This window comes from Rhizobium rhizoryzae (assembly GCF_011046895.1).
Classification (GTDB): domain Bacteria; phylum Pseudomonadota; class Alphaproteobacteria; order Rhizobiales; family Rhizobiaceae; genus Neorhizobium; species Neorhizobium rhizoryzae.
Genome location: NZ_CP049249.1, coordinates 285,693 through 308,244, shown reverse-complemented (window position 1 = coordinate 308,244; position 22,552 = coordinate 285,693). Strand labels below are relative to the sequence as shown.

General features: G+C 58.2%; 21 protein-coding genes. 11 read left to right on the top strand and 10 right to left on the bottom strand.

Annotation, left to right across the window (positions count from 1 at the left end; translation table 11 throughout):
• The first annotated feature begins 50 nt into the window (after positions 1 to 50).
• Positions 51 to 1,175 carry an ABC transporter ATP-binding protein gene (locus G6N80_RS02240; protein ID WP_165130981.1) on the top strand — a complete coding sequence of 375 codons (1,125 nt, stop codon included), beginning with the start codon at positions 51 to 53 and terminating at the stop codon, positions 1,173 to 1,175.
• Positions 1,176 to 1,256: 81 nt separating this feature from the next.
• Here the strand turns inward: G6N80_RS02240 and G6N80_RS02235 are convergent, their stop codons facing one another.
• From G6N80_RS02235 to G6N80_RS02220, 4 genes are all read right to left on the bottom strand, one after another.
• A complete protein-coding gene (locus G6N80_RS02235) occupies positions 1,257 to 1,529 on the bottom strand; it encodes a hypothetical protein (RefSeq protein WP_165130979.1) in 273 nt (90 codons plus the stop codon).
• Between the two features lie 399 nt (positions 1,530 to 1,928).
• The gene (locus G6N80_RS02230) at positions 1,929 to 3,035 is read right to left on the bottom strand and encodes a D-TA family PLP-dependent enzyme (RefSeq protein WP_165130977.1); all 1,107 of its coding nucleotides are present in this window, start codon (positions 3,033 to 3,035) and stop codon (positions 1,929 to 1,931) included.
• Between the two features lies 1 nt (position 3,036).
• Complete coding sequence (locus G6N80_RS02225) at positions 3,037 to 4,506, bottom strand: M81 family metallopeptidase (protein ID WP_165130975.1); 1,470 nt, start codon at positions 4,504 to 4,506, stop codon at positions 3,037 to 3,039.
• A gap of 41 nt (positions 4,507 to 4,547) precedes the next feature.
• On the bottom strand, positions 4,548 to 5,033 hold the full coding sequence (locus G6N80_RS02220; RefSeq protein ID WP_165130973.1) for a hypothetical protein: 486 nt from the start codon (positions 5,031 to 5,033) through the stop codon (positions 4,548 to 4,550).
• 109 nt (positions 5,034 to 5,142) lie between these two features.
• Here G6N80_RS02220 and G6N80_RS02215 point away from each other — a divergent pair, with 109 nt between their 5' ends.
• The 7 genes from G6N80_RS02215 (at position 5,143) to G6N80_RS02185 (ending at position 12,613) form a co-directional block, all read left to right on the top strand.
• Positions 5,143 to 5,529, top strand: coding sequence for a RidA family protein (locus G6N80_RS02215; protein WP_062556724.1), 387 nt, complete (start codon positions 5,143 to 5,145; stop codon positions 5,527 to 5,529).
• Between the two features lie 13 nt (positions 5,530 to 5,542).
• On the top strand, positions 5,543 to 6,409 hold the full coding sequence (locus G6N80_RS02210) for a MurR/RpiR family transcriptional regulator (protein WP_165130971.1): 867 nt from the start codon (positions 5,543 to 5,545) through the stop codon (positions 6,407 to 6,409).
• Positions 6,410 to 6,411: 2 nt separating this feature from the next.
• Complete coding sequence (locus G6N80_RS02205; protein WP_165130969.1) at positions 6,412 to 7,188, top strand: SDR family oxidoreductase; 777 nt, start codon at positions 6,412 to 6,414, stop codon at positions 7,186 to 7,188.
• Between the two features lie 68 nt (positions 7,189 to 7,256).
• Positions 7,257 to 9,182 (top strand): beta-N-acetylhexosaminidase, encoded by a 1,926-nt coding sequence (locus tag G6N80_RS02200; RefSeq protein WP_165130967.1) that lies wholly within the window; start codon positions 7,257 to 7,259, stop codon positions 9,180 to 9,182.
• A gap of 13 nt (positions 9,183 to 9,195) precedes the next feature.
• Positions 9,196 to 10,644: a M81 family metallopeptidase gene (locus G6N80_RS02195; RefSeq protein WP_165130965.1), complete on the top strand. Its 1,449-nt coding sequence runs from the start codon at positions 9,196 to 9,198 to the stop codon at positions 10,642 to 10,644.
• Positions 10,641 to 11,852, top strand: a complete 1,212-nt coding sequence (locus G6N80_RS02190) for an MFS transporter (RefSeq protein WP_165130963.1) — start codon at positions 10,641 to 10,643, stop codon at positions 11,850 to 11,852. Before G6N80_RS02195 ends, G6N80_RS02190 begins: the two co-directional genes overlap by 4 nt.
• A complete protein-coding gene (locus G6N80_RS02185) occupies positions 11,849 to 12,613 on the top strand; it encodes a copper homeostasis protein CutC (RefSeq protein ID WP_165130961.1) in 765 nt (254 codons plus the stop codon). The genes G6N80_RS02190 and G6N80_RS02185 overlap by 4 nt, the downstream gene beginning before the upstream one ends.
• Before the next feature lie 6 nt (positions 12,614 to 12,619).
• Here the strand turns inward: G6N80_RS02185 and G6N80_RS02180 are convergent, their stop codons facing one another.
• The gene (locus tag G6N80_RS02180) at positions 12,620 to 13,084 is read right to left on the bottom strand and encodes an Lrp/AsnC family transcriptional regulator (protein WP_165130959.1); all 465 of its coding nucleotides are present in this window, start codon (positions 13,082 to 13,084) and stop codon (positions 12,620 to 12,622) included.
• A gap of 136 nt (positions 13,085 to 13,220) precedes the next feature.
• On the opposite strand from G6N80_RS02180, the gene alr reads away from it, so the two are divergent.
• From alr to G6N80_RS02165, 3 genes are read left to right on the top strand one after another with little or no spacing between them, the layout of a single operon-like run.
• Positions 13,221 to 14,339, top strand: a complete 1,119-nt coding sequence (gene alr, locus G6N80_RS02175) for an alanine racemase (protein WP_165130957.1) — start codon at positions 13,221 to 13,223, stop codon at positions 14,337 to 14,339.
• Between the two features lie 27 nt (positions 14,340 to 14,366).
• On the top strand, positions 14,367 to 15,620 hold the full coding sequence (locus G6N80_RS02170; protein WP_165130955.1) for a D-amino acid dehydrogenase: 1,254 nt from the start codon (positions 14,367 to 14,369) through the stop codon (positions 15,618 to 15,620).
• An 11-nt stretch (positions 15,621 to 15,631) separates the two neighbouring features.
• On the top strand, positions 15,632 to 16,054 hold the full coding sequence (locus G6N80_RS02165) for a GNAT family N-acetyltransferase (RefSeq protein ID WP_165130953.1): 423 nt from the start codon (positions 15,632 to 15,634) through the stop codon (positions 16,052 to 16,054).
• Between the two features lie 15 nt (positions 16,055 to 16,069).
• Here the strand turns inward: G6N80_RS02165 and bglB are convergent, their stop codons facing one another.
• From bglB to G6N80_RS02140, 5 genes are read right to left on the bottom strand one after another with little or no spacing between them, the layout of a single operon-like run.
• Positions 16,070 to 17,158: a beta-galactosidase BglB gene (bglB, locus tag G6N80_RS02160; protein ID WP_165130951.1), complete on the bottom strand. Its 1,089-nt coding sequence runs from the start codon at positions 17,156 to 17,158 to the stop codon at positions 16,070 to 16,072.
• A gap of 25 nt (positions 17,159 to 17,183) precedes the next feature.
• On the bottom strand, positions 17,184 to 19,694 hold the full coding sequence (locus tag G6N80_RS02155) for a hypothetical protein (RefSeq protein WP_165130949.1): 2,511 nt from the start codon (positions 19,692 to 19,694) through the stop codon (positions 17,184 to 17,186).
• A 2-nt stretch (positions 19,695 to 19,696) separates the two neighbouring features.
• A complete protein-coding gene (locus G6N80_RS02150; protein ID WP_165130947.1) occupies positions 19,697 to 20,458 on the bottom strand; it encodes a hypothetical protein in 762 nt (253 codons plus the stop codon).
• Complete coding sequence (locus G6N80_RS02145) at positions 20,455 to 21,507, bottom strand: ABC transporter ATP-binding protein (protein ID WP_062556737.1); 1,053 nt, start codon at positions 21,505 to 21,507, stop codon at positions 20,455 to 20,457. The genes G6N80_RS02150 and G6N80_RS02145 overlap by 4 nt, the downstream gene beginning before the upstream one ends.
• Positions 21,504 to 22,544 carry an ABC transporter ATP-binding protein gene (locus G6N80_RS02140; protein WP_165130945.1) on the bottom strand — a complete coding sequence of 347 codons (1,041 nt, stop codon included), beginning with the start codon at positions 22,542 to 22,544 and terminating at the stop codon, positions 21,504 to 21,506. The genes G6N80_RS02145 and G6N80_RS02140 overlap by 4 nt, the downstream gene beginning before the upstream one ends.
• Between the last annotated feature and the right edge of the window lie 8 nt (positions 22,545 to 22,552).

The window sequence follows — 22,552 nt, the reverse complement described above, 5'->3', positions numbered from 1 at the left end:
CCTTCCTCTTTCCGCTAAAGCCGCTCGTTCCGGCGAACGGAGAATATGTTTTGGGACAGCTCTATCTCGACAAAGTACAGAAGTTCTACGGAGACTTCGAAGTACTGAAAAGCATTGGCCTTGAGGTGAAGGATGGCGAATTCGTCGTCTTCGTCGGGCCGTCCGGCTGTGGAAAGTCCACGCTGCTTCGCATGATTGCTGGTCTGGATTCCACCAGCGCGGGCGACATCGTCATCGATGGCGTGCGCGTTAATGACAAGCCGCCGGTCCAGCGCGGAATTGCCATGGTTTTCCAGTCCTACGCGCTCTATCCGCATATGACCGTTTTTGAAAACATCGCATTTCCTCTGCGCGTCGAAAAACTGCCGGAGGAAAAGATTCGCGAGAAAGTGGGAGCGGTCGCGAAGATCCTTCAACTCGACAAGCGGCTGCAGCAAAAGCCGGGCATGCTTTCCGGCGGCCAGCGCCAGCGCGTCGCAATCGGGCGAGCGATCGTTCGCGAGCCAAAGATCTTCCTGTTCGATGAGCCGCTTTCAAACCTTGATGCGGCCCTGCGTGCAGACATGCGCATCGAGCTTTCGAAACTGCATCGCGACCTCAAGGCGACCATGATCTACGTGACGCATGATCAGGTGGAAGCCATGACAATGGCTGACCGGATCGTTGTTCTCAATGCCGGGGATATCGCTCAGGTCGGCGCACCGCTGGAGCTTTATCACAAGCCGCAAAATCTGTTCGTGGCGGGCTTCATCGGCAATCCGAAGATGAACTTCCTGCCTGTTACCTGCGAAGCGGTTGACGCTGGCGGGATTACCGTATCGTTCGAAGGTCAACGTATTGCGGTGCCCGTAACCCCGCGTGACGGTATTGTTGGCAAGACGCTGACCCTCGGCATCCGCCCCGAGCATATCAGCCTCATCTCCGGGGATCTGCGCATTACGGTCACCCCATCTGTGATTGAAAGGCTTGGCGTCAACACGGTGGCCTACGCATCATTGTCCAGCGGTGAAGGCTTCTGTTCGCTTCTGCCGGGCTCGGCCCCGATCAGGGTGGATGAACCCATGCCAGCTGGTATTCGCGCCGCCGATTGCCATCTGTTCGACGCAAACGGCATTGCGTTCGAGCGTCATGTTGATTGGCAAAAGCTTGAAATGCCGGAAGTTACTGCTGCCTGATACACGCGTTCGCGTCTTCCCCCAACCGTTGACGCTGCGTCAGGCACCGGCGCCCGCCTCCCTCGCGGGCGCCGCTTATCATTATGCCAGGATCATGTTGGTTTCAGTCAGCACCGCAAGCATGCACAGAACCGGAACGCCTGCGGCGAGTTCATGCGCCATATGGCAAACCTCCCTGCGAAGGTCTTCGGAAGCCACGTAGCCGGTCAAAACGATATGTTGGCCATCCTGCGCAATTTCCACCTCTTCGAACTGACCTGACAGGGAATAGCGCAATTCCGCCGCCAGAGAATGTAGCTTCCAGCAGGAAGTTGAAAAGAAAGAAGGAACCGACAGAGAGGAAGACAGGAACATGGCGCATTTACCTCACGCTTACACATGTTCCAAACGCGAAGAAAACGTTCCTGTTCCGAAATATTCATGTGCCGTTCAGGATTCAATCGCTAAAGCGAAACCGTCCGCTCACGTAATTTCAGCTTGCAATTCGATCGATGCGGAACCGATCCGATACATATTCTGTTTTGGACCGGTATTCGTGACGTTCCCTAAAATCAGACAACAGAAAACCGCCCCAGCAACGTCGGAGCGCGGTGAGATGAGGACAAGATGGCCGCTTTTCGCGTCGAGAAATCAAACTGGAAGATTTCTGTAATCAACTTTGCCTGGATGGCATTTGTGCTGGGCGTTGCTGCCATTTCTGTGATGAGCACCCAAGTCTGACGAGCAGTGGCCGTCTTTCGACGGCCTGTTCCTTTACCAGACGAGCCCGCGCGCTGCGACGGCCTCAACGCGTGTAACAACACCCTCTCGATGAAATGTCATCGTGTCGAACAGGTTCGAGACGACACAGGTGTGATTGGGCACAATCCTTATGCGCTCGCCGATATCCGGGCGAATTCCGTCGACGCGAGACAGATCGACCGTCGCATGCTCTTCTGACAAGCCAACGATCCTGGCATCCGGATATTCCAGAATAAGCCCGTAATCGCCAAAGCCCAGCAGATCAGATGTCAGCGCCTTCGACCCTGCATCGAGTATGGCCCTCTCCGGCGTTGGTCGAGAAACGACCGTCGCGAGAATATGCATCGCACAATCTTCCAAAGCGCAATGCCCCGCCCGAACCATGGATCGGTCATTATAGATGTAGGTCCCGGCGCGGTGTTCGGTTGCTGTGGGAACCAGATGGGCGTTGAAAAGGCTGGGCGTACCGCCATTCGAACGGATCGCGCAATCTATCCCGTCGACCGCAAGGTAAGCCATGGTTGCGATGAAGAAGTGCTCGACCGCAGCTTCCGTGTTCGCCTTCGGATAGGTCATCAGTCCGCCGAACTTCAGGCTGCGGCTCGCAACGATCCCCCGCGCCAGAGCAGCGGCTTCATCCGGGGTCTGGACGCCGCAGCGCCCACCGCCGGTATCGCATTCGACCAGTACGGTCAGCGGCTTACGTGCCGTGAAATAAGCGGCAAGACCGGTAACGGTAACGATACTGTCCGCAACGACCTTCAAATCCGCGATGCGTTCATTCAGCGCCGCAAGCCGCGCCAGTTTTTGTTCGCCCAGAATATTGAAGGTAATCAGGATATCTTCAAAACCTGCATCGGCGAAAACTTCTGCCTCCGTAATCTTCTGACAGTTGATGCCTCTGGCGCCTGCCTCCACCTGCTGGCGCGCAAGACTCGGAATCTTGTGGGTCTTGATATGGGGTCGAAAGGCAAGACCATGTGAATCCATGTAGGATTGAACACGCTCGATATTCGATGCCAGTACATCCTCATCAATGACCGGCAGCGGGGTAGAGAGCGTTGAGAGCAGATCGCCCGGCCTTGGAGGTTGAGCGGACGAATGCTTTGCGAAATCCATGTCAGGCAGCCTCTATTGAATGCGGATTGGCCATGATCGGCCAGATATCGCGTCGCGCGCGGCGATAGGGATTCGTCGCGGGATTGTTCGGATAGGGCGTCCCGGCAGAGCAGTAAAGAATCTCGGAGGCAATCTTTGAGAAAGCCGCATAGAAATGGTTCGTCGATTTGATAACCAGTATATGCTTCGTTAACGGATCCACGCCGAGCGCCGTGAAAAGAGACGGGTCATAGCTCTGCACACGAACCGAACTCAGGATGATGTCAATTCCGTTCAGCCGGATATGCGCCGCATCTCCGAAGGGCGCTATGCTATCCCCAAACCTCATTTCGGCATTCGGCTGAAGTTTGACCACCGTGACCAATCCGTCAATCGGATTGCCGGTGCCCGGAGCAGACTTCGCACCGAACCGAAGCGGGATCTCAGCCCCCTCACCTGCCGCCATGCAGATCTGGACCGCGATCGGATCCCAGATCATGCCCACGGCCACGTTCGTGACACCTTGTGAAAGAAGTTCGGCCAGAACAACGGTCGCGTCGCCTGCCGTGCCGCCGCCCGGATTATCCCACATATCGGCAATCACCACGGGACCAACCGCGCTAGCCCGCGCTTTTGCAACCGCCTCCTTCTCATCGATCCAAGGCATCATGAACGTTCCGCGCCTGGAAAACAGCTCAAGGCCCAGCTTGTGTGCCAGCGCCTCGCCCTTTTCCCGCTTGCCGTTGGTGACTGCTATCATCTTCGTCCCCATTTCCGGCACATCGCCCGCCATGAAGCCGTGAATGACCGAGAGTGAAAGCACGTCTACATCGCTTTGCTCTATCTCCGTCAACCTGTCGACGAAGGACCGCATCGGCTCGCGTGAGGTGGGGAATACGTCGATCATCCGGCAATCGAACACGGACATGACCGGACTGACGCGCCCCTCAAGCGTATCGACGGCTATCCGCCAGAGGTCTTCGGCACGCTCGACGAAATCCGTGTGGGGAAACTCCTTGAAGACGACGAAAAAATTGGCCGCCGCACAGCGCTTTTCCGTCAGGTGACTATGCGGATCAAGTTCGGCACAAAGGAGAACGTCCGGCCCGACCATCTGCCGGATGCGTGAAAGCAGGTCTCCTTCCGGATCGAGATAGCCATCAGCGACCATGGCGCCGTGCAGGCCGAGTACCACCGCGTCTACCGGCATTGCATCACGCAATTGATCCAGGATTTCATCGCGCAGACTTTCAAAGGCACGCCGATTGATAAGACCTGCCGGATCTGCCCAGGCGGCGGTTCCCTCGATCAGCGTCCAACCTTTCTGCGCGCAAACCTTGCGGCCAACGGTAATCGGTGCCGTGCAGAGCGTGGGCGTAACCGGATGCTGCCCCGGAGGCGCATACAAGGATTCCTCGAAGGCACGTCGATCGATGCAGATCGGGGCGAATGTATTGGTTTCCGTTGCCAGAGCGGCGGTAAAGATGCGCACAGTGGTCTCTGCTCTCGTTCATCAATCGATCGGTAAAAGGTTCAACCCATCGGGTTAGGCAAGTAGCCGGTAAAACCGGAAATTTTCCAGCGCCCTTCATGCAGACGGCAGTAGTACAATGTCTGCCATTTCATGACGTCGAGCGTACCATCTGCTTTCTTGATGCCACCATCGAATTTCTTGCGAACCAGTGCGGTCTCACCTTCGATCTCGATCTCCTCAAGACGCGTCGTGGAGAAGATCGCGTGGCGTGGATCTTCCCCATATTCATGACGAGCGAAATCCTGCGCTTGCCGCAGCCACTCGTCGCGATAGGCCGAGAGGCTGGGGAATGCCAGACGCCAGTTATCCGGATTCGGATCCCGGTTACCGGAAATTCCAAGGAAGCCTTCCTCCACGAAATCGTCCGCGACCATGGACCAGTCCGCCGCAAGGAATGCGTCTATGTCACGCGTGACCAGCATCTCCCAGATTGAATAGCGTGCAGTATCCGTTTGCGGGAAGGGATTGCGGTATGGATCGCGCATAGAGTGCTCTCGTCTAAATTATTTTCACAATGCTTGAAAAGCTCTGGTCAAAATCCCGCGAATATGGTCCAGTGTCAACGATCCAAGAAAATAATTTCCATGGAGTGTCATGTCGATCAAACGTTATGGAGCCGAAAAGGCGGGCGCCGGCGGGCAACGGCTTCCCTTCGCTCGCGCAGTAGAAGCAGACGGCTGGCTTCACGTGTCCGGTCAGGTTGCCATGGTGGATGGCGAAATCATCCATGGCGGCATTGTGGAGCAGACACACAAGACGATCGAAAACGTCATCGCCATCCTGCACGAAGCGGGCTACAGCGTCGAACACGTTGTCCGTTGTGGTGTATGGCTGGACGATCCGCGCGACTTCTGGACCTTCAACCGGATCTACCAGAGCTATTTCGGCGAGCATCCACCGGCACGCGCCTGTGTACAGGCCAGCATGATGGTTGATTGCAAGGTGGAAATCGACTGCATAGCCTACAAACCAAAAGTTTGAGGCTATGGAATCAATGGATATTTTCGCTACTCTTCAGGAAGAACGCAGCCAGTTTTCGGCCTCCGAACAGCGGATCGCCGACATCTTGCTGGGTGATTTCGATTTCGCGGTCAACGCCTCGATCATCGAGCTTGCTGAAAAAGCGGAAGTATCTCCCCCGACCGTCACGCGTTTCTGCCGTCGCCTGGGCTGCCAGAGCTTTGCGGATTTCAAGGTGAGACTGGCAAAGTCTGCCTTTGTCGGCATTCGCTATCTGAACCCGGAAGCCAAAAGCACGGAGCCCGCCGATGTGGCGGAGGACGTGATCACCAAGGCGCAAAATGCGCTGTTTCTCATCCATCGCACGTTGGATCCTGTCATGCTGGAAAAGGCCGCTGACCGGCTTTCGCGCGCGGACATGGTTTATGCATTCGGATCTGGAGGCAATTCATCGCTGATTGCCAGCGAAATCCAGAACCGCCTGTTCCGCCTGGGCTCACGCGTGACTGCGAGCAGCGACCACAACATGCAATTGATGTTCACGGCTGCCGCGCACAGCAATGATGTCCTGATCGGCTCTTCTTTCTCCGGTCGAAATCAGGAGCTGGTGCGTTGCTTCAAGCTTGCTCAGGACAATGGCATCAGCACGGTGGCTCTGACGCAGAGCGACAGCCCGGTTGCTGACGCTGCCGAAGTGGTCATCGGCATAGACCTGCCCGAGGGCGATAACATCTATCGACCGACCTCAACGCGTTTCGCCTTCCTTGCAGTCGTCGACATTCTGGCGAGCCTTGTGGCCTACCGAAACCGCAAGCTTTCCACAGTCACGCTGCGCCACATCAAACAACAATTGGTCGAGCACCGCGATGGCGGCGACGACCGGCAGATACTGGGAGATTAGCCATGCCCCGCTCCGTCGCAGTTGTGACAGGCGCCGCTGGCGATATCGGCCGCGCCATTGCCCATCGACTGGCGGATGCGCACGATCTCGTCGCTCTTGTGGATATTGATGCTGCAGCCCTGGAAGTGGCTCAAGAAACGCTTGAGGGCTCTGAAAACTTCGTACCGATTGTCTGTGATATTACCAACGAAGCAGACGTCGCTCTTTTGGCAAAACGGGTCGGCGATCTAGGATCAACCAAGACGCTGATAAACAATGCTGGCGCCGCACGCGCCGTATCTCTTCAGGATACGACTGCAGACATCTGGCGGCAGGATGCGAGCCTGAATCTTGAGGCGGCGTTTCTCACGTTCCGTGCGTTCGAAGATGCGCTGAAGTCTACCAGCGGGTCGGTCGTCAACATCGCCTCGGTCAATGGCATGGCGGTCTTCGGTCATCCGGCCTACAGCGCGGCAAAGGCTGGGCTCATCCACTTCACCAAGCTTGTCGCGGTCGAATACGGCAAATTCGGCATCCGATCGAATGCTGTTGCGCCGGGAACCGTACGTACGCAGGCCTGGGAGGCGCGGGCCGCTGCAAATCCGCAAGTGTTCGAAGAAGCCAAACGCTGGTACGCCTTGCGTCGCATCGCTACCGCGCAGGATGTCGCCAATGCCGTGTATTTTCTTTCCAGCGAACAGGCGGCGGCAATCACGGGAGTATGCCTGCCTGTCGATTGTGGACTGACTGCCGGGCAGGCCGAATTGGCGCGCACCTTTTCTCAATCCGAACACTACTGATCCACCACGCACACAGAAACCGGCCAGCCAAGAGCCGGAACCGGACGCGATCCGGAAAGGGAACCATCATGAACATTCCGCTCTTTCGCCTCGAAAACAGCTGGGAGCCCGTGGACGGCGACGCCTGCGGTCGTTTCGTCTTCAATCTCGTCAACCTATCGGAAGCACCACTCAGCGGCTTCAAGCTGGCCTATACGTCGCTCACCCGTATCAAGGATTCGGAAGTGCCACGGTGCGACAACGCGGTCTTTCTGCGGCGCAATGCCAACTTTCATCAGTTTGCGCCGACTGAAGGTCTGGTGCTGCAGCCGGGTGAGAGCTGGCAATTCACGGTCGCGCCACTTTGGCGGCCGGCCCGCCATCGAACCGACGGGGCAAAGTCTGCCTATTTGACCTTGAGCGACGGAACGCATCTACCGGTCAGCGTTGACGATACCCTGCTGGCAGGTCGTCCGCCCGAGCCTGCACCTGTTCTCATGCCGAAAGGCGAAGTTACCCAGCCATTCTCGATGCTGCCGTGGCCAGCGTTCTGTGAACTGTCCGCAGCGTCCGTGGTGCCAGTCGCGCTCTATCCGGCGGAGGGCACAGCGGTGGCCCATAAACAGGCAATGCTACGCCTGGGGTCACTATACCGTCGACTGTTTCAGGTGGGACATCAGCCCTTCGCTTTGACGCCTGTCCATGAAGGCAAGGCCATTCATTTCGAAGAAGACACGAACCTTGCGCCGGAAGCCTATCGCCTCAGCTTCGATGATGAGATCACCTTGGCATTTTCTGCCGATAGCGGATGCCAATATGGTCTGACCGCCCTCGCCCATCTGCTACATGGCGCGCGGACCGAGCCGGAAACCTTCCGCTTCCCGGGATCCGGCATCATCGAGGATGCGCCGCGCTATGGCTGGCGCGGCTGCCATCTGGATGTGTCCCGCCAGTTCTACCCGGTTGCCGATGTGACCCGGTTGATCGACATACTGGCCTGGATGCGCCTCAACATCTTCCATTGGCACCTGACGGATGACGAAGCATGGCGGCTGGAGATCAAGGCCTATCCGCAACTGACAACACTTGGCGTATTGCGCGGACCGGACGAGCCGATGCTGCCGCAGCTGGGCAATGGTGCAGAGCCGGTGGGTGGCTTCTATTCCCAGGCCGACGTGAAAGCGATTGTCGCTCATGCCGCAAGTCTTAATGTCGAGGTTGTGCCGGAAATCGATATTCCCGGCCATAGTACCGCGACGCTTGTGGCCTTGCCGGAACTGGTTGACGGACAGGAAGCCCCCGACAGTTATCGTTCAGTGCAGGGCTATCCGAACAATGCGCTCAATCCGGCAATCGAACTGACTTACGATTTTCTCGGCAAGGTCTTCGATGAGATGGTGGAGCTATTCCCCTCCAAGCTCATTCACATCGGTGGGGATGAAGTGGCGGCCAATACCTGGATGGCGTCACCGCTCGCCAGAAAGCTGATGAATGAACAAGGCATTGAAGGCACCTTCGGGCTCCAGAGCCATTTCATGAAACGCATTCAGGGCATGCTGTCCGAGCGCGGCAGGCGACTCGCCGGATGGGATGAGGTATCCCACGGTGGCGGTGTTGACCCGGAGGGTACGCTGCTTATGGCGTGGCAGAAGCCGGAGGTCGGCGTCGAACTGGCCCGTCAGGGTTATGACGTGGTGATGACACCCGGGCAGGCCTATTACCTCGATATGGTGCAGGACGAAGCCTTCCAGGAACCAGGGGCAAGCTGGGCAGGCACCGTGCCTCCAAAACACACCTACACCTATGAAGCGGTTGGCGAGTTTCCGGCAGAACTATCGTCTCGCATGCGCGGCGTACAGGCCTGCATCTGGTCGGAGCATTTCCTCAATCGCGACTACTTCAACCATCTGGTTTTCCCACGCCTCGGGGCAATCGCGGAAGCGGCCTGGACGCCGAAAGACAGCAAGAACTGGCTTCGCTTTGCTGCGATAAGCCCGCTCATGCCGAAGCTGTGAGGACGTAAACGAGATGACCCTTCGTATTGCCGTCGGCGGCATTCATACCGAATGCTCCACCTCCTCACCCGTCTTCATGCAGCCGGAGGATTTTCGCGTGCTGCGTGGCAGGGAGCTTCTGAACGCAGACTATTTCAATTTTCTTAATGCGGATGATGTCGATCACCTGCCGCTTCTGCATGCTCGCGCAGTGCCCGGCGGCCCGGTGGCTCGCCATACCTATGAGGCATTCAAGGCGGAGTTTCTTGAATTACTGAAAGCCAGCCTTCCGCTGGATGGTCTCTATCTGGCCATGCATGGAGCCATGAATGTGGATGGAATGGATGATGCAGAAGGCGACTGGATTTCAGCAGCACGCGCCGTGGTTGGGCCGGACATGCCGATTGCTGCCAGCTACGACCTGCACGGCAACGTGACCCAGAAGATCATCGATCAGCTCGATATCTTTGCCGGTTACAGGACAGCACCGCATATCGACGTTCGGGAGACAATGGTCCGCGCCTGGTCGATGCTGATCCGCACTCTGACCACAGGAGAAAAACCGGGTATTGCCTGGGCACCCGTTCCAGTTTTGCTGCCCGGCGAGCGGACATCAACGGAAGATGAACCGGCCAAGAGCCTCTACGCCAAGCTACCTGATCATGACGCCGCTGAGGGCATCTGGGATGCCAATCTTATGGTCGGCTATGTATGGGCCGACGAACCGCGCGGGACAGCCTGCGCGGTGGTGACCGCCACAGACAAGGCAGCCGCCAAGGCAGCTGCCGAAAGCATCGCGCAATCCTATTGGCAAGCACGGCAGGATTTTCAGTTCGGCCCTTTCACGGCGCCTCTGGAAGAGGTGCTTGAACTGGCGGAAAAAGCAGAAACGAAACCGGTTATTCTGGCCGATTCCGGTGATAATCCGACCGGTGGCGGCGTCGGTGACCGCGCAGATGTTCTGAAAGCGCTCCTTGCCAGAAACTTCGAAGGTGCGGTCATCGGCGGCATCACGGATCGGCCCGCAGTAGAAGCCTGTTTCAAGGCGGGCGCAGGGTCTACTTTGAGGCTCACGATCGGGGGCTCGCTCGATCCCGCAAGCCCCAGCGTCGAAGTGGACGCTCAGGTGGTAAGCCTCGACGATCCCGGCTCCGAACCCGAGCGTCAGGCCGTGGTGAAGATAGCGGAAGTTACCGTGATCCTGGCCGCTCGCCGCCGCCCCTATCACAATATCGCGGACTTTACGCGTCACGGCATCGATCCGGCAACGGTGCGTCTATTGGTCGTCAAATCCGGCTATCTCTCTCCCGAGCTTGCCCCTATCGCGAACCCCAACCTCATGGCGCTGACCGATGGCGTGATCAATCAGGACATCGAGCGCATATCCAACAAGCGTCGCCAGAGGCCGTGCTATCCCTTCCAGAAGGATTTCGAGTTCGCAGCCGAAGCGAGATATTCAAGCCGGTGGATTGATCGACCGTGAGCAATGCGCTGAAAACGACATGGGCAGACAAAAGCCTCAGGACCTCTGCCCTTGCCATCTTCTTCTTCGGAACGACCGGCGCGGCAACATCCCCCTATCAATCCTTGATCGGCATTCAGGAACTGGGTCTGAGCGATAGCGGTTATGCGGCGCTGATGTTTGCGGCAGCCATCATCAACGTTTCCGCAAGCGTCATGATGGGTATCCTCGCTGACCGGATGGGCGATTATCGGACCTCCATTCTCTACGTGTCGCTCTTCGGCGTCCTTGGCTTCGGCATCGTCTATGCTTTTGCCAATGTTCCGGCCTTTGTCGTTTCAAAGCTCCTGCTTCTGCCGATCTTCGGGGCATTGAACTCGCTGATTTTCGCCAATGTTCGCGCCAACTCCGCCCGGCTATCGAGCAGCCAGCTGATCGGCGTTAACTCTACAATCAGGGCGACGATATCGCTCTCCTGGGTTCTGATGCCGGGGGTTGTCGGGGTCATGCTGGCAGGCGCCAGTTCCATGCTTCCGGCCTATCTCATTGCGACACTGGCGGCGATCTGCTGCTTCATCCTCGGCGCCTTCTTCCTTCCTCCGGCTCCCAAGATTGAAATAGAAGGCGGTGAGGCCCGCTCGCGATTTCTGGCCTCAGTGGGAGAGGTGCTGGATCCTCGTGTCGCCATGCGGGTTCTGGCAATCGCGCTGATCTGTTCGATGCTTCATATCAACGATGCCGTCCGTCCGCTTATCGTCACGGGCAAGGCAGGCGGCACGGTCGCCGATCTTGGCATCATCGTCGGCATCGTTGCCGCTCTGGAAATCGTCTTCATCCTCTTCTGGGGCAAGGCCGAAACCTGGATGAAACCGGTACGGGCACTTGCGCTGGGAGCCGGTCTTTATGCGCTCTATCTCGTGCTTCAGGGACTTGCGACCGAGCGATGGCACGTTTATGCCCAGACCGTGATCAGCGGAATCGCTGCAGCGGCGATCATCAGCCTTCCCATCACCTATTTGCAGGATCTGATTAGCGATAGACCTGGCCTCGGAAGCTCGCTGATTGCGGTGAACATATTCCTCAGCGCCGGTCTCAGTGCGGGGATCTTCGCAATTGGCACGCGGATCGGGGACTACTCATTCGCCTCCATCCTCGGGGCTATTGTCGGCAGCTTCGGCATCATCCTCCTTTTTGTTCTGGAAAGCGGCAAAACAAGGAAGACATCATGATCGGCATCCAGCCATCAAAGCCCGTTCTGGAAATCTGCGTCGACAATGCAGAAGGGCTCTTTGCTGCCATCGAAGGTGGTGCCGACCGCATCGAACTCTGTTCCGCCCTGTCCGTTGGCGGGTTGACGCCCTCCTTCGGACTTATGGAACTTGCGGGTAAGCAGACCGTGCCGGTGACGGCCATGATCCGGCCGCGCGCAGGCAGCTTCGTGTTCTCGAACGAAGAGGTCGATATCATGCGGGCCGACATTGATGCAGCCCGGGCCGCCAATCTCAAAGGCGTCGTTCTGGGGGCAAACCGGCCCGACGGGACGCTGGATATCGAGACCCTGAAATGGCTCTGTAGCGATGCAAAAGGCCTGGACCTGACCCTCCATCGTGCATTCGACATGGTGAATGACAAGGCGGCAGCGCTGGAGGATGCAATCGACCTCGGCTTCTCGCGAATCCTGACATCCGGCGGAAAGCCAACTGCGCACGAAGGAATGGAGATGCTGGAGCAGCTCATCAATCAGGCTCAAGATCGCATCATCATCATGCCCGGCTCCGGTGTGCGGCCTCAGAATGCTGCCGAGCTTCTGAAGCGCCTGCGGGCCACGGAGCTGCACGCCTCCTGCTCCGTTCGGTTCACCGAAGGCGACGCGCAACTGGTTGAGCTGAGTTTCGCTTCACGCGAAATGCTGAGAACAGACGCCTCGACCGTTCGTCAGCTGAAGCAGATCCTCTATTCGCAGGTAGAAGCACGCTTGGCTTCCAGTTGATTCGGGCTAGCGCCGTCGCCCGCGCGCAGTTAAGGCGTTGCGGATGGAGAAGCTCGAATGGATGCGCGTGACGCCCGGCAGCTTCGAGAGAATATCCGTGTGAATGGTCTCGAACTCGCGCGGACTTTCCACCTCCACACGCAGGAAGTAATCCCAATCGCCCGTCATCAGATAGCATTCACGGATCTCGGGATGCTTGCGAACGGCATCCTCAAAGCGGTTCAAAAAGTCTTCCGTCTGGCGATCCAGCGTGATGTTGATCATGACCGCGATGGTGCTGCCTTCCTCGCCGGAACCGATCAGCGCCGTATAACCCCGGATGATTCCGTTCTCCTCAAGAAGCTTGATCCGGCGCAGACAGGCAGAGGGCGAGAGCCCAACAGACTCCGCCATTTTGGCGCTGCTCATGCGAGCATCCAGCCGCAGCAGACGTATGATATTGCGATCAATGACATCGAGTGACTGGCTCATTCATGAATCCACTATAAAAGCGCTGATTTCGTGATTGATTTGATCACAAACGCAAGAAGCAAGCAATAATCGCGCGCAACATGCACGATCGAAGCATTATCATCTGGTGCATTAGATCAGGAGGAGCGCAGAAGCGATGGACATGGTCTCATCCACGGAATGGCAAAAAACCGGCGCTCCCGGCTATCTCTCGGTCGATCTGTCGGCGCTGAAGAGAAATTACAGACGGATCGTTTCCACTGTTTCGCCTGCGCGTGCTGCGGCTGTGGTGAAAGCTGACGCCTACGGCCTCGGTGCAGAGAAAGTTTCGAGCGCGCTCTATCAGGAAGGCTGCCGCGACTTCTTCGTTGCGCAATATGGTGAGGCAGTGGCGCTTCGCCCTGTTCTGTCCAAGGATGCCGCAATTTATGTGCTGAACGGGCTTCAGCCGGGCTCCGAAACGGACTGCGCTCTTCGCGGCATCATCCCGGTGCTGAATTCGCTGGAACAGGTCGCCCGCTGGCGCGCCGCCGCGACGCTGAGCGGCCGCAGACTTCCCGCATTGTTGCAGTTTGACACCGGCATGTCGCGCCTTGGCATGTCCGTTGAAGAAGCCGAAGCATTGGCGGCAGATGCGCAGCTTCTGGAAAACATCGACGTGCGCTACATCATGAGCCATCTGGCTTGCGCCGACGAGGCGGACGATGTTCATAATGGTCTGCAGGCAGAGCAAATGGGGCGTATCGCCGACATTTTCCCCGGCATACCGGTTTCCTTCGGCAATTCCGGCGGCTCATTCCTGGGCGAGAAGTTTCGTGGCGCGATGGTTCGACCCGGTATCGCGCTTTATGGTGGACGCCCCACGGATATGCTGGAGCAGCCGATGGAGCCGGTTGTGAGGATCGAGGGTGCCGTGGTCCAGACACGGACTATTCCGGCAGGAACAGCAGTTGGGTATTCCGCAACCTACATTGCACAAGAGGAGCGTCGCCTTGCAACGGTTTCGCTCGGCTATGCCGATGGTATCCTGCGCTCGCTCAGCAGCAAGGGCGCATTCGTCTATCAGGGCGTGCGGCTTCCGATGGTCGGGCGCGTTTCCATGGACAGCACGATCATAGACGTTTCGGATCTACCTGAAGGCGCGCTCAGGCTGGGCAGCCGGGTGGAGTTCATCGGCGACAGTCAGACACTCGAAGACGTTGCCGAGCAGGCAGGCACAATCTCCTGGGAGATTTTGACCTCCATCGGCAACCGCTACTACAGACAATATATCTAATTCAAAGACCAGCAGACGGGGAATATCATGAAGGTCACCATTCTTGGCGCGGGCGTCATCGGCGTCACATCGGCCTATTATCTCGCCAAAGCCGGTCATGAAGTTACCGTGCTCGACCGTCAACCCGGTCCGGCGCTGGAAACCAGCTTTGCAAATGCCGGCGAAGTATCCTTCGGCTATTGCTCTCCCTGGGCTGCACCCGGCATTCCGCAGAAGGCGCTGAAGTGGATTTTCATGGAGCATGCGCCGCTCATCCTTCGCCCCAAGCTCGATATGGCGATGCTTTCGTGGATGCTGCAGATGCTGCGCAACTGCACCTCGGAACGCTATGCGCTGAACAAGAGCCGCATGCTGCGCCTTGCTGATTATGCGCGGCTGGCGCTCGCAGAAGTTCGTGCTGAAACCAATGTCGATTACGACCAGCGCATGCAGGGCACGCTGCAGCTTTTCCGCACGCAAGCCCAACTCGATGCCTCCGCCAAGGATGTGAAGGCGCTGGCAGCGGATGGCATTCCGTTCGAGGTTCTGGATCCGGCAGGCTGCATCCGCGTCGAGCCTGCACTTGCCCATGTGCGCGAAAAGATTGTTGGCGGTCTGCTGACACCAAAGGATGAGACGGGCGACTGCTTCAAATTCACCAACATCCTATCGGACAAGGCCACATCCATGGGCGTCCGCTTCGAATGGGGCGTGAACATCAAGGCGCTTGACGTGCAGGGCGGCGAAGTCAAAGGCGTGATGACGGATCGCGGCCTAGTATCCTCCGATGCCGTTGTGGTCGCGCTCGGCAGCTATTCGCCACTGCTGGTAAACCCGCATGGCATTCGCCTGCCCGTTTATCCGGTAAAGGGCTATTCCTTGACGATCCCGATCGTGAATGAAAGTCGTGCACCGGAATCGACCGTGATGGACGAAACCTACAAGATCGCCATCACTCGGCTTGGCGACCGCATCCGCGTCGGCGGCATGGCGGAAATCTCAGGCTATACGAATGATCTCGGCCATGCCCGTCGTCGCACGCTGGAACATTCGGTGACGGATCTGTTCCCTGGCGGCGACGTTTCGAAGGCGAGCTTCTGGTCAGGTCTGCGCCCGATGACACCCGATGGTACGCCAGTCATTGGTGCGACCAAGGTGCGTAACCTCTATCTCAACACGGGCCATGGCACGCTGGGCTGGACCATGAGCTGCGGCTCTGCGAAAGTTCTGGCCGACATCGTCAGTGGCCGTACACCTGAGATCGAGACCAAGGATCTCGCGGCGTCCCGCTACGCAGCTTGAACACGAGGACAATGACCAAGCAAGGCCTGTTGGAAATAGAACGTATATCGGCCGATCAGACCGTTGATATCCGCCATGTGGTTCTCTGGCCCGAGAAGGCTAAGCCGGATGTTGTCCTGCCGGAGGATGCCGATGGTACGCATTTCGGTGCGTCGATCAACGGCGCGCTTGTCGCTGTCATCTCCTTGTTCGAAACACCGGAAGGCATCCGGTTCCGCAAATTCGCGACACTGCCTGAATGGCAGGACAAGGGAGTTGGAACGCAGCTCCTGACCCATGCCATTCAATGGTCGCGGAAGAAGGGCGAGCGCCGCATCTGGTGCGATGCCCGTGTCAGCGCCCTGCCCTTTTACGCTCGGCACGGGTTTGCCGCCCAAGGCGGCGTTTTTGAAAAGAGCGGCGTCGCCTATACGGTGATGAGCCGGGAGCTTTGACCGCTCTTCCTCATTTTACCCTTCCAGCCCGTCTTTTTCGGCCATGACCCGCACGAGCAGAAGCATGACGAGCGCCTGACCGTATGGAGCCGGAACATTGGGGATCTGGCGGTAGAAGTCCAGCGTGTGGCCCATCGGCGTCCCGTCCGAAACCTCCAGCACAATGCCTGTTTCGTCGATCCGTTCGAGAACTGCTGCGAGCGCCCTGCGTGCCACGGGCTTCAGGTCTTCGTCCAGAATACCAAGATCGATACCGCGCAGGATTCCGTAGGCGATGCCGGCGGTGGCGCTTGTCTCTTCCGGCGAATTCGGATCGCAGACCAGAGTGCAGAACATACCGTTGGGTCGCTGATGCTGGGCAAGTGTGCGAACCTGCGCGCTCAAGACATAGGTCAAATGACGCTTCAGATGCTCCGGCACCTGTTTAACAAGACTGAAGAGTTCGGGAATGGCGACCGTTATCCAGGAATTGCCACGTGCCCAGAAGGCATTGGCAAAGTTGTGCCGTCCATTAAACGTCCAGCCATGATACCACAGTCCCGTCACGGGATCGGCCAGATAGCGCTCGTGAACCATGAACTGGTAGAAGGCTTCCTCGATCCAGTCCTGACGGCCAAACCGCTGGCCCGCCCGGGCAAGGAAAAGGCACGTCATGAACAGCGTATCGTCCCACAACTCGCCATCGTTCATGCGCTCCTTGACAACATGCTGGAAGCCGCCATCCTCTGTGCGCGCAAGTTTTGTCATCAGCCAATCGGCCCAGTCCTTGACGAGTGCCTCGAAATCAGGCCGGTCCACATGGTCGATCAGTACGGCCAGGGGAAGCATGGGAGACGAGGAGTTGACCTGCCGGGGCGGCAGCCCACGCCCGATCTGCCAGTCGTACCAGCGGGCGATCGCCTCCATCAGGGATTTGTCGCCGACGGCTTCAGCATGACGAATGAGACCGTAGATCCCGACGCCGACTTCCCAGTCCCACTCATCGAACTGGAGTTCATAGCCATTTTCCGGCGCTGCGGCGGCATCGTTCATACCCTTGAGGCGCGCCAGACCGACGGCCACGCGCGAAAGGGTTTCGGAGAGAATATGGGGCTGCATCAGCATTGATCAGATTCCTGCATGCGAAGGATCAAAAGGAGAATGCGGCTTCGGTCCGCACGAGAGGGTCGATTGTTCGATTAGGAAAGGCGTAGGCCTTGCCAGCCACCTGCAGCCCATCGTGCCACGACAGGGCGAGGTCAGGTTTGCCGGGAAGCGAAACCGCCAGCGTCAGATCGCTGCCGCCGAGTGACATCCGGATGTCCGACAGTTGAGAGACAAAGGCTTTACGCGCTCCCTCGTCTGCCGCGTCGGCCACGATGGTGAGCCATCCGCAGCGGTTCCCCGCGACGCGATATTCGATGCCATCACCCGGACCGGTAGTGACTGGTGTGATGGTGCCCGTTGCGGTGAGTGCTGCAATGCCCCCACCGCTCGTCAGGATAAGCCAGTTGTCGACCAACTCCACCTGATCGAATGCGGCAGCTTCCACATAGGCATGCGTGAAGCCAATCCGGGGGCTTTCTCCCAGATCGTAGAGCATCAGGCTCGCATTTTCCAATTGAGCGGCACGCGGCAGAGATCCATTTCCGGCCCAGAAGGAGGGACGCTGGCTCCCCCATGGATCGTCTTCTCCAGGGTGGTTGACCCAGGCGCGCGCGAAAGGATCAGCAGCAAAGCGAAGGTCCATCACATGCTGCTGGTGACCGCGACCACCCGGTTTGCCATCCACCATCGAGGAGAGCTGAACGTGCGCGGTCTTGTAGAGCGCAAGGCGCGCAGCCTCATCATGACCCTGGACGTAGTGGGCGAGAACGGCGACCCCGGGCTTCGGCTCGACGTAATCCAAGACATGTGCAGGCGGCTCGTAGGTGCCAGCACAGAACATGGTGAGTGCAGCCACGCCATCGTTCAGGAAGCCTTGACCGAATGCGACCGTCGCAAAGGGAGCAAGTTCGGTCAAAGGACCGCCGCGCAACTCCTTGTCATAGGCACGCCCCATGCTTCCGGCGGGAACGCCACCGGAGGTGTGCAAAGCGATCATGGTAAAGAGGCGGTCCAGCAAAAGCTTGGACCGGCGCTTGATTTCTCCGTCCCCGAAATGCTCAAGCGCCAGCAGACCAATGAAATCGATGGGGTAATAGGCGGCGGAATTCCATTCTGCGAGCCCATGCGTTTCGACAGAATCGAACCATTTGAGTAGCCGCTCTTCCCCGAGCGCCGCCTGCTGATCGCCGGTTCGGCCCGAGCAGGCAAAGCGCTTTTCGGTGAAAAGGCGCCCTGCCAGATATTGCGAGACATGGAAGCAAAGAACGTGGTTTTCGCTCCAGAACCACATCACATCATTGCCGGGCTCATCGACCCAGTAGCGATAATTCAGAATGGAGGCTTCGATCTGCTCCCAGAGAACTGCCGGAATCTGGTTCCGATAAGCCCCTGCGAGCCAGAGGAGCGGCACCAGCACGAAATCGGAGCAATCCCTCCGCTCGTCAATGGCCGCGAGTGTATTGGCGATGATCTCGCGAAAGGTTTCATCGACCTCGCGACCGAGAGCGAGATAGGCGATGGCTTTGCCGGCGCGCTGCTCGCCATGGTCCGCCGCAAAGGTGAGGGCCGCCCGCTTGCACTCCGCCAGAGACTGATCCCGCATATCTCGTGCAGCGTCCCGCATCGTCGCAAAGGCGATATGGCGGGAAACGGACACGTTCCCGACCGAAAATGTAAGATCCAGCGGATGATAGCCATCCGGCAGTTTGTCGATGCCCGAGAGAGCGAGCGTTCTGTCGCCCGCCTTCAGATCCGCGGTCACATCAAGGATCGGTGGCTTGTCGCGCATGTGAACGCTTGGCAGGATGCGCGCCCGCACCCGCACATCAACCGACGGCGCATGCGAAAAGACGAGAGAGACCTTGCCATCTTTCGAATGAAAGGGAGTAGGACGGACCTCGGTCGCCAGATCCTTCAGCAGGGAAATCGTTGCATCGGAGGCATCGACCGGAAGTTCAACGTGCAGAGGCTCCGTGCCAAGTGAGGTGAGTTCGAAGTACCAAAGCGCATCGCGCTCTGCCAGTTCCTCGCACAGAACCACGACCTCGCTTCCTCTGGCCTTCAGCGGCAGGGTGATCTCCGTCTGGCTCTCCTTGTTGCGTTTGAAGGGCTCGAAGACCACGACTTCCGCACCGTCGACCCAGATCCGAATGCCGCCGCAGGTAGCAAGACGGAAGGAAGCCGGTCCATCCTTGGAAACCGATATGTGCGTCTTCAGCCAACGCTCCAGTTTGGTGGGACGATGCCAGAAACCGGAAAATTCGACACGACGATTGAAGCCGGGAAGGTAGAGATCATCGACCGGGATGACATCGGGCAAAGCAACGGTGCGAGACTTGATTTCCTTCCACAGGGCAATACGACAGGGTAGATCACCGACATCAACGAAGCCGTTGATGAAGCGGTAGTTCACCCGATCTTCCGCAAGGGCGACCTCGCCCGGATAGTAGGTGGCGCGAATGGATGACATGGCCCAGGCGGTTATTGCGCCACCCTGCCCGACGGTGAATCCGATTTGCGGCGTTTGATGTTTGCGGGTCGAGTTGATGTTCATGCTCATGTCTCCGCCTGACTTTGCTGGAAAGAAAGGCTGTCTATGCCGTGTTTCGAAAGTTCAGAAATGAGGTGTTTGACGCGCGTTGGCACCCACGCCTCCAGTGCAGGCCACGGTACGAGCCTGTAGTCACCAATGTCATCACTGGTGCGCGTAAAGCTCCAGCTCGGCGCGAACCGCCAGTTCTGAAGTTGTGTGCGCGCGAGCTGGTCTTGCTCTTCCGTCGCGTGAAAAAGACCCGCATCTGAAAAGCGATTGGACAAATGAATTCCGCGCTGACCCGCCAGAGCCCCGCACATCTCGTCTATGCGCTCGCCAGCCTCCAAACGCATGGTCTCACCATCTGCCCAATGCGCATGCTTACCAGGTTCGAGGAAGAGAACCGGCCTGCCCGCTTCAACCGGCAGGACTCCATCAGGTCGTTGCATGACGAGCCGCGAACCATGGCGCGACGCCTCTACCTGCACGACTTGGCCGTATGCATCGAGATGCAGCCAGACATGCTCCAGATCGTAGAGGTGCTGGATATCCCAGTCATACCAGATTGCATATTCGATGACGCAGTCTGCAACCGGCTCGATCTGGAATTTGGACGAAACGGATTGAGCGGTCTCGCGATAAATCGCAAACCCGGCCGCTAAGGGCGGAAAGGGCTCGGCATCATCCAGGCGCAACAGCGGACGATGCGCATGGGCGAGTTCCGTCTCCGCACCTTCAGCACGGAGACTTCCCAGATCACCCAATGTGGCAACGCGCCCGTTCACTGTGCAGCAACCCCCGTCAGATCGAGGCTTTCGGCATAGTGACAACGAACCTGTCTTCCTCCGGCAACCGACCGCAGGGCCGGAACCTCTGCCTTGCATTTGGCATCCGCATAGGGACAACGCGGGTGGAAGGGGCAGCCCGTTGGAATGTTCATCGCATCGGCAATTTCGCCTTTCAATGCCACACGCTTGCGCTCGCGATTGCCGCGCGGGTCCGGCTGCGGCACTGCGGCCAAAAGCGCCTCGGTATAGGGATGCAGGGGTTTGGAGAACATCTCTTCCGTCGGGCCAACCTCCATCAGCCGACCGAGATACATCACGCCGATGCGGTCGGAGATGTGCTCCACCATGCCGAGATCATGGGTGATGAACAGATAGGTGAGCCCAAGCTGCTCCTGCAGATCCTGCAGGAGATTGATGTTTTGCGCCGCCACGGAAACGTCTAGAGCAGAAACCGCCTCGTCTGCCGCGATGAAGCTGGGATTGAGCGCCAAGGCGCGGGCAATGCCGATGCGCTGACGCTGGCCGCCGGAGAAGGCATGCGGATAGCGGGATACATATTCCGGGCGAAGACCGACAAGCCGCAGCAGTTCCGCCACCCGGTCCTCAATCTCCGAGGGACTTCCGACTCCATGAATCGTCAACGGTTCGCCCACGAGATCGAGAATCGTCATGCGCGGATTGAGGGACGAATACGGATCCTGGAAGATCATCTGCATTTCGCGGCGGATCTCGCGCATCTCGCGGTCACCAAGCGAGGTGATATCCACGATCGACCCGTTCGAGCGACGAAACAGGATTTCGCCCTCGGTGAGATCGTAGGCCCGCAGGATCAGGCGCGCGATGGAGGACTTCCCGGAGCCGGACTCACCGACGAGGCCGAAGGTTTCGCCCTTCTTGATGTCGAAGGTGATGTCGTCGACGGCACGCACTTCCCCGACTTTCTTTCGTAGCCAGCCGCCATGAACGGGGAAGTATTTCTTCGCCCCACGAATGGAGATGAGGGTATCGTCCTGCATGGCCTCGGCCTTTTCACTGGTAACAGTCATTCTGCGGCCTCCGAACGAAACTCTTCGGCGAAATGACAGCGCGACATCTGGCCATTCGGAAACCGGACTTCCGGCGGGGTGGTAACATTGCAGATTCCGCCGACGGCCCGCATGCAGCGGGGATGGAAGGAACAGCCCGGCGGCACATTGAACGGATCAGGCACGGTGCCCGAAATTGTCTTCAGGCGTCGGGCCTTCTGTCCGCCGAGCTTCGGAATGGAGCGGAGCAAGGCCTGCGTGTAGGGATGTTTGGGCTCATAGAAAATTTCGTCGACGGTGCCCGTCTCGACCACACGCCCGAGATACATCACCGCCACGCGATCCGCGATGTCCGCCACCACGCCGAAATTATGCGTGATGAAGACGATGGCCATGCCCAGTTCCTGCTGCAACGACTTGAGAAGATGCAGGATCTGCGCCTCGGTCGTCACATCCAGCGCCGTTGTCGGCTCATCGGCAATCAGGAGCGTGGGGTCACAGGCAAGCGCCAGTGCAATCATCGCACGCTGGCGCATGCCGCCAGAGAGATGATGCGGATAACGATCGACGATATCGTTCGGGCGGGGCATCTGCACCTTGGTCAGAAGCTCGATGGCGCGCGCTCTTGCGTCTGCCTTTGAAACATTCCGGTGCAACATGACGGTGCGCATGATCTGCGTGCCGATGGTGTGAACCGGAGACAGTGCCGTCATCGGCTCCTGGAAGATCATGCCGATTTCGTTGCCGCGCAGGTCACGCATGGTGCGGCTCTGGCGGTCTTCGGAAGAGATCAGAACCTCTTCGCCGCTTTTGCGACGAAACAGAATTGAGCCGCCGGCATCGAGCGCCTGTTTCGGCTGCAGCCGCATGATGGAACGGGCCGTGACGGATTTGCCTGAACCGCTTTCGCCGACGATACCGAGAACCTCACCGCGATTGATGTGGTAGGACACGCCGTTGACGGCTTTCACAAGGCCTTCGCGCATGGGGAAGTGAACATTCACGTCATCCAGTTGCAGAAGGCGTTCCGGCGGGAAAGGATTGTTGGTCTGTGTCATAATTTTCT

Coding starts and splice junctions, on each gene's coding strand:
- G6N80_RS02155 (WP_165130949.1), bottom strand. CDS start 19,694: ATGAACATCAACTCGACCCGCAAACATCAAACGCCGCAAATCGGATTC.
- G6N80_RS02185 (WP_165130961.1), top strand. CDS start 11,849: ATGATCGGCATCCAGCCATCAAAGCCCGTTCTGGAAATCTGCGTCGAC.
- G6N80_RS02220 (WP_165130973.1), bottom strand. CDS start 5,033: ATGCGCGATCCATACCGCAATCCCTTCCCGCAAACGGATACTGCACGC.
- G6N80_RS02205 (WP_165130969.1), top strand. CDS start 6,412: ATGCCCCGCTCCGTCGCAGTTGTGACAGGCGCCGCTGGCGATATCGGC.
- alr (WP_165130957.1), top strand. CDS start 13,221: ATGGACATGGTCTCATCCACGGAATGGCAAAAAACCGGCGCTCCCGGC.
- G6N80_RS02235 (WP_165130979.1), bottom strand. CDS start 1,529: ATGTTCCTGTCTTCCTCTCTGTCGGTTCCTTCTTTCTTTTCAACTTCC.
- G6N80_RS02145 (WP_062556737.1), bottom strand. CDS start 21,507: ATGACTGTTACCAGTGAAAAGGCCGAGGCCATGCAGGACGATACCCTC.
- G6N80_RS02180 (WP_165130959.1), bottom strand. CDS start 13,084: ATGAGCCAGTCACTCGATGTCATTGATCGCAATATCATACGTCTGCTG.
- G6N80_RS02230 (WP_165130977.1), bottom strand. CDS start 3,035: ATGGATTTCGCAAAGCATTCGTCCGCTCAACCTCCAAGGCCGGGCGAT.
- G6N80_RS02195 (WP_165130965.1), top strand. CDS start 9,196: ATGACCCTTCGTATTGCCGTCGGCGGCATTCATACCGAATGCTCCACC.
- G6N80_RS02215 (WP_062556724.1), top strand. CDS start 5,143: ATGTCGATCAAACGTTATGGAGCCGAAAAGGCGGGCGCCGGCGGGCAA.
- bglB (WP_165130951.1), bottom strand. CDS start 17,158: ATGCTGATGCAGCCCCATATTCTCTCCGAAACCCTTTCGCGCGTGGCC.
- G6N80_RS02200 (WP_165130967.1), top strand. CDS start 7,257: ATGAACATTCCGCTCTTTCGCCTCGAAAACAGCTGGGAGCCCGTGGAC.
- G6N80_RS02165 (WP_165130953.1), top strand. CDS start 15,632: ATGACCAAGCAAGGCCTGTTGGAAATAGAACGTATATCGGCCGATCAG.
- G6N80_RS02170 (WP_165130955.1), top strand. CDS start 14,367: ATGAAGGTCACCATTCTTGGCGCGGGCGTCATCGGCGTCACATCGGCC.
- G6N80_RS02210 (WP_165130971.1), top strand. CDS start 5,543: ATGGATATTTTCGCTACTCTTCAGGAAGAACGCAGCCAGTTTTCGGCC.
- G6N80_RS02140 (WP_165130945.1), bottom strand. CDS start 22,544: ATGACACAGACCAACAATCCTTTCCCGCCGGAACGCCTTCTGCAACTG.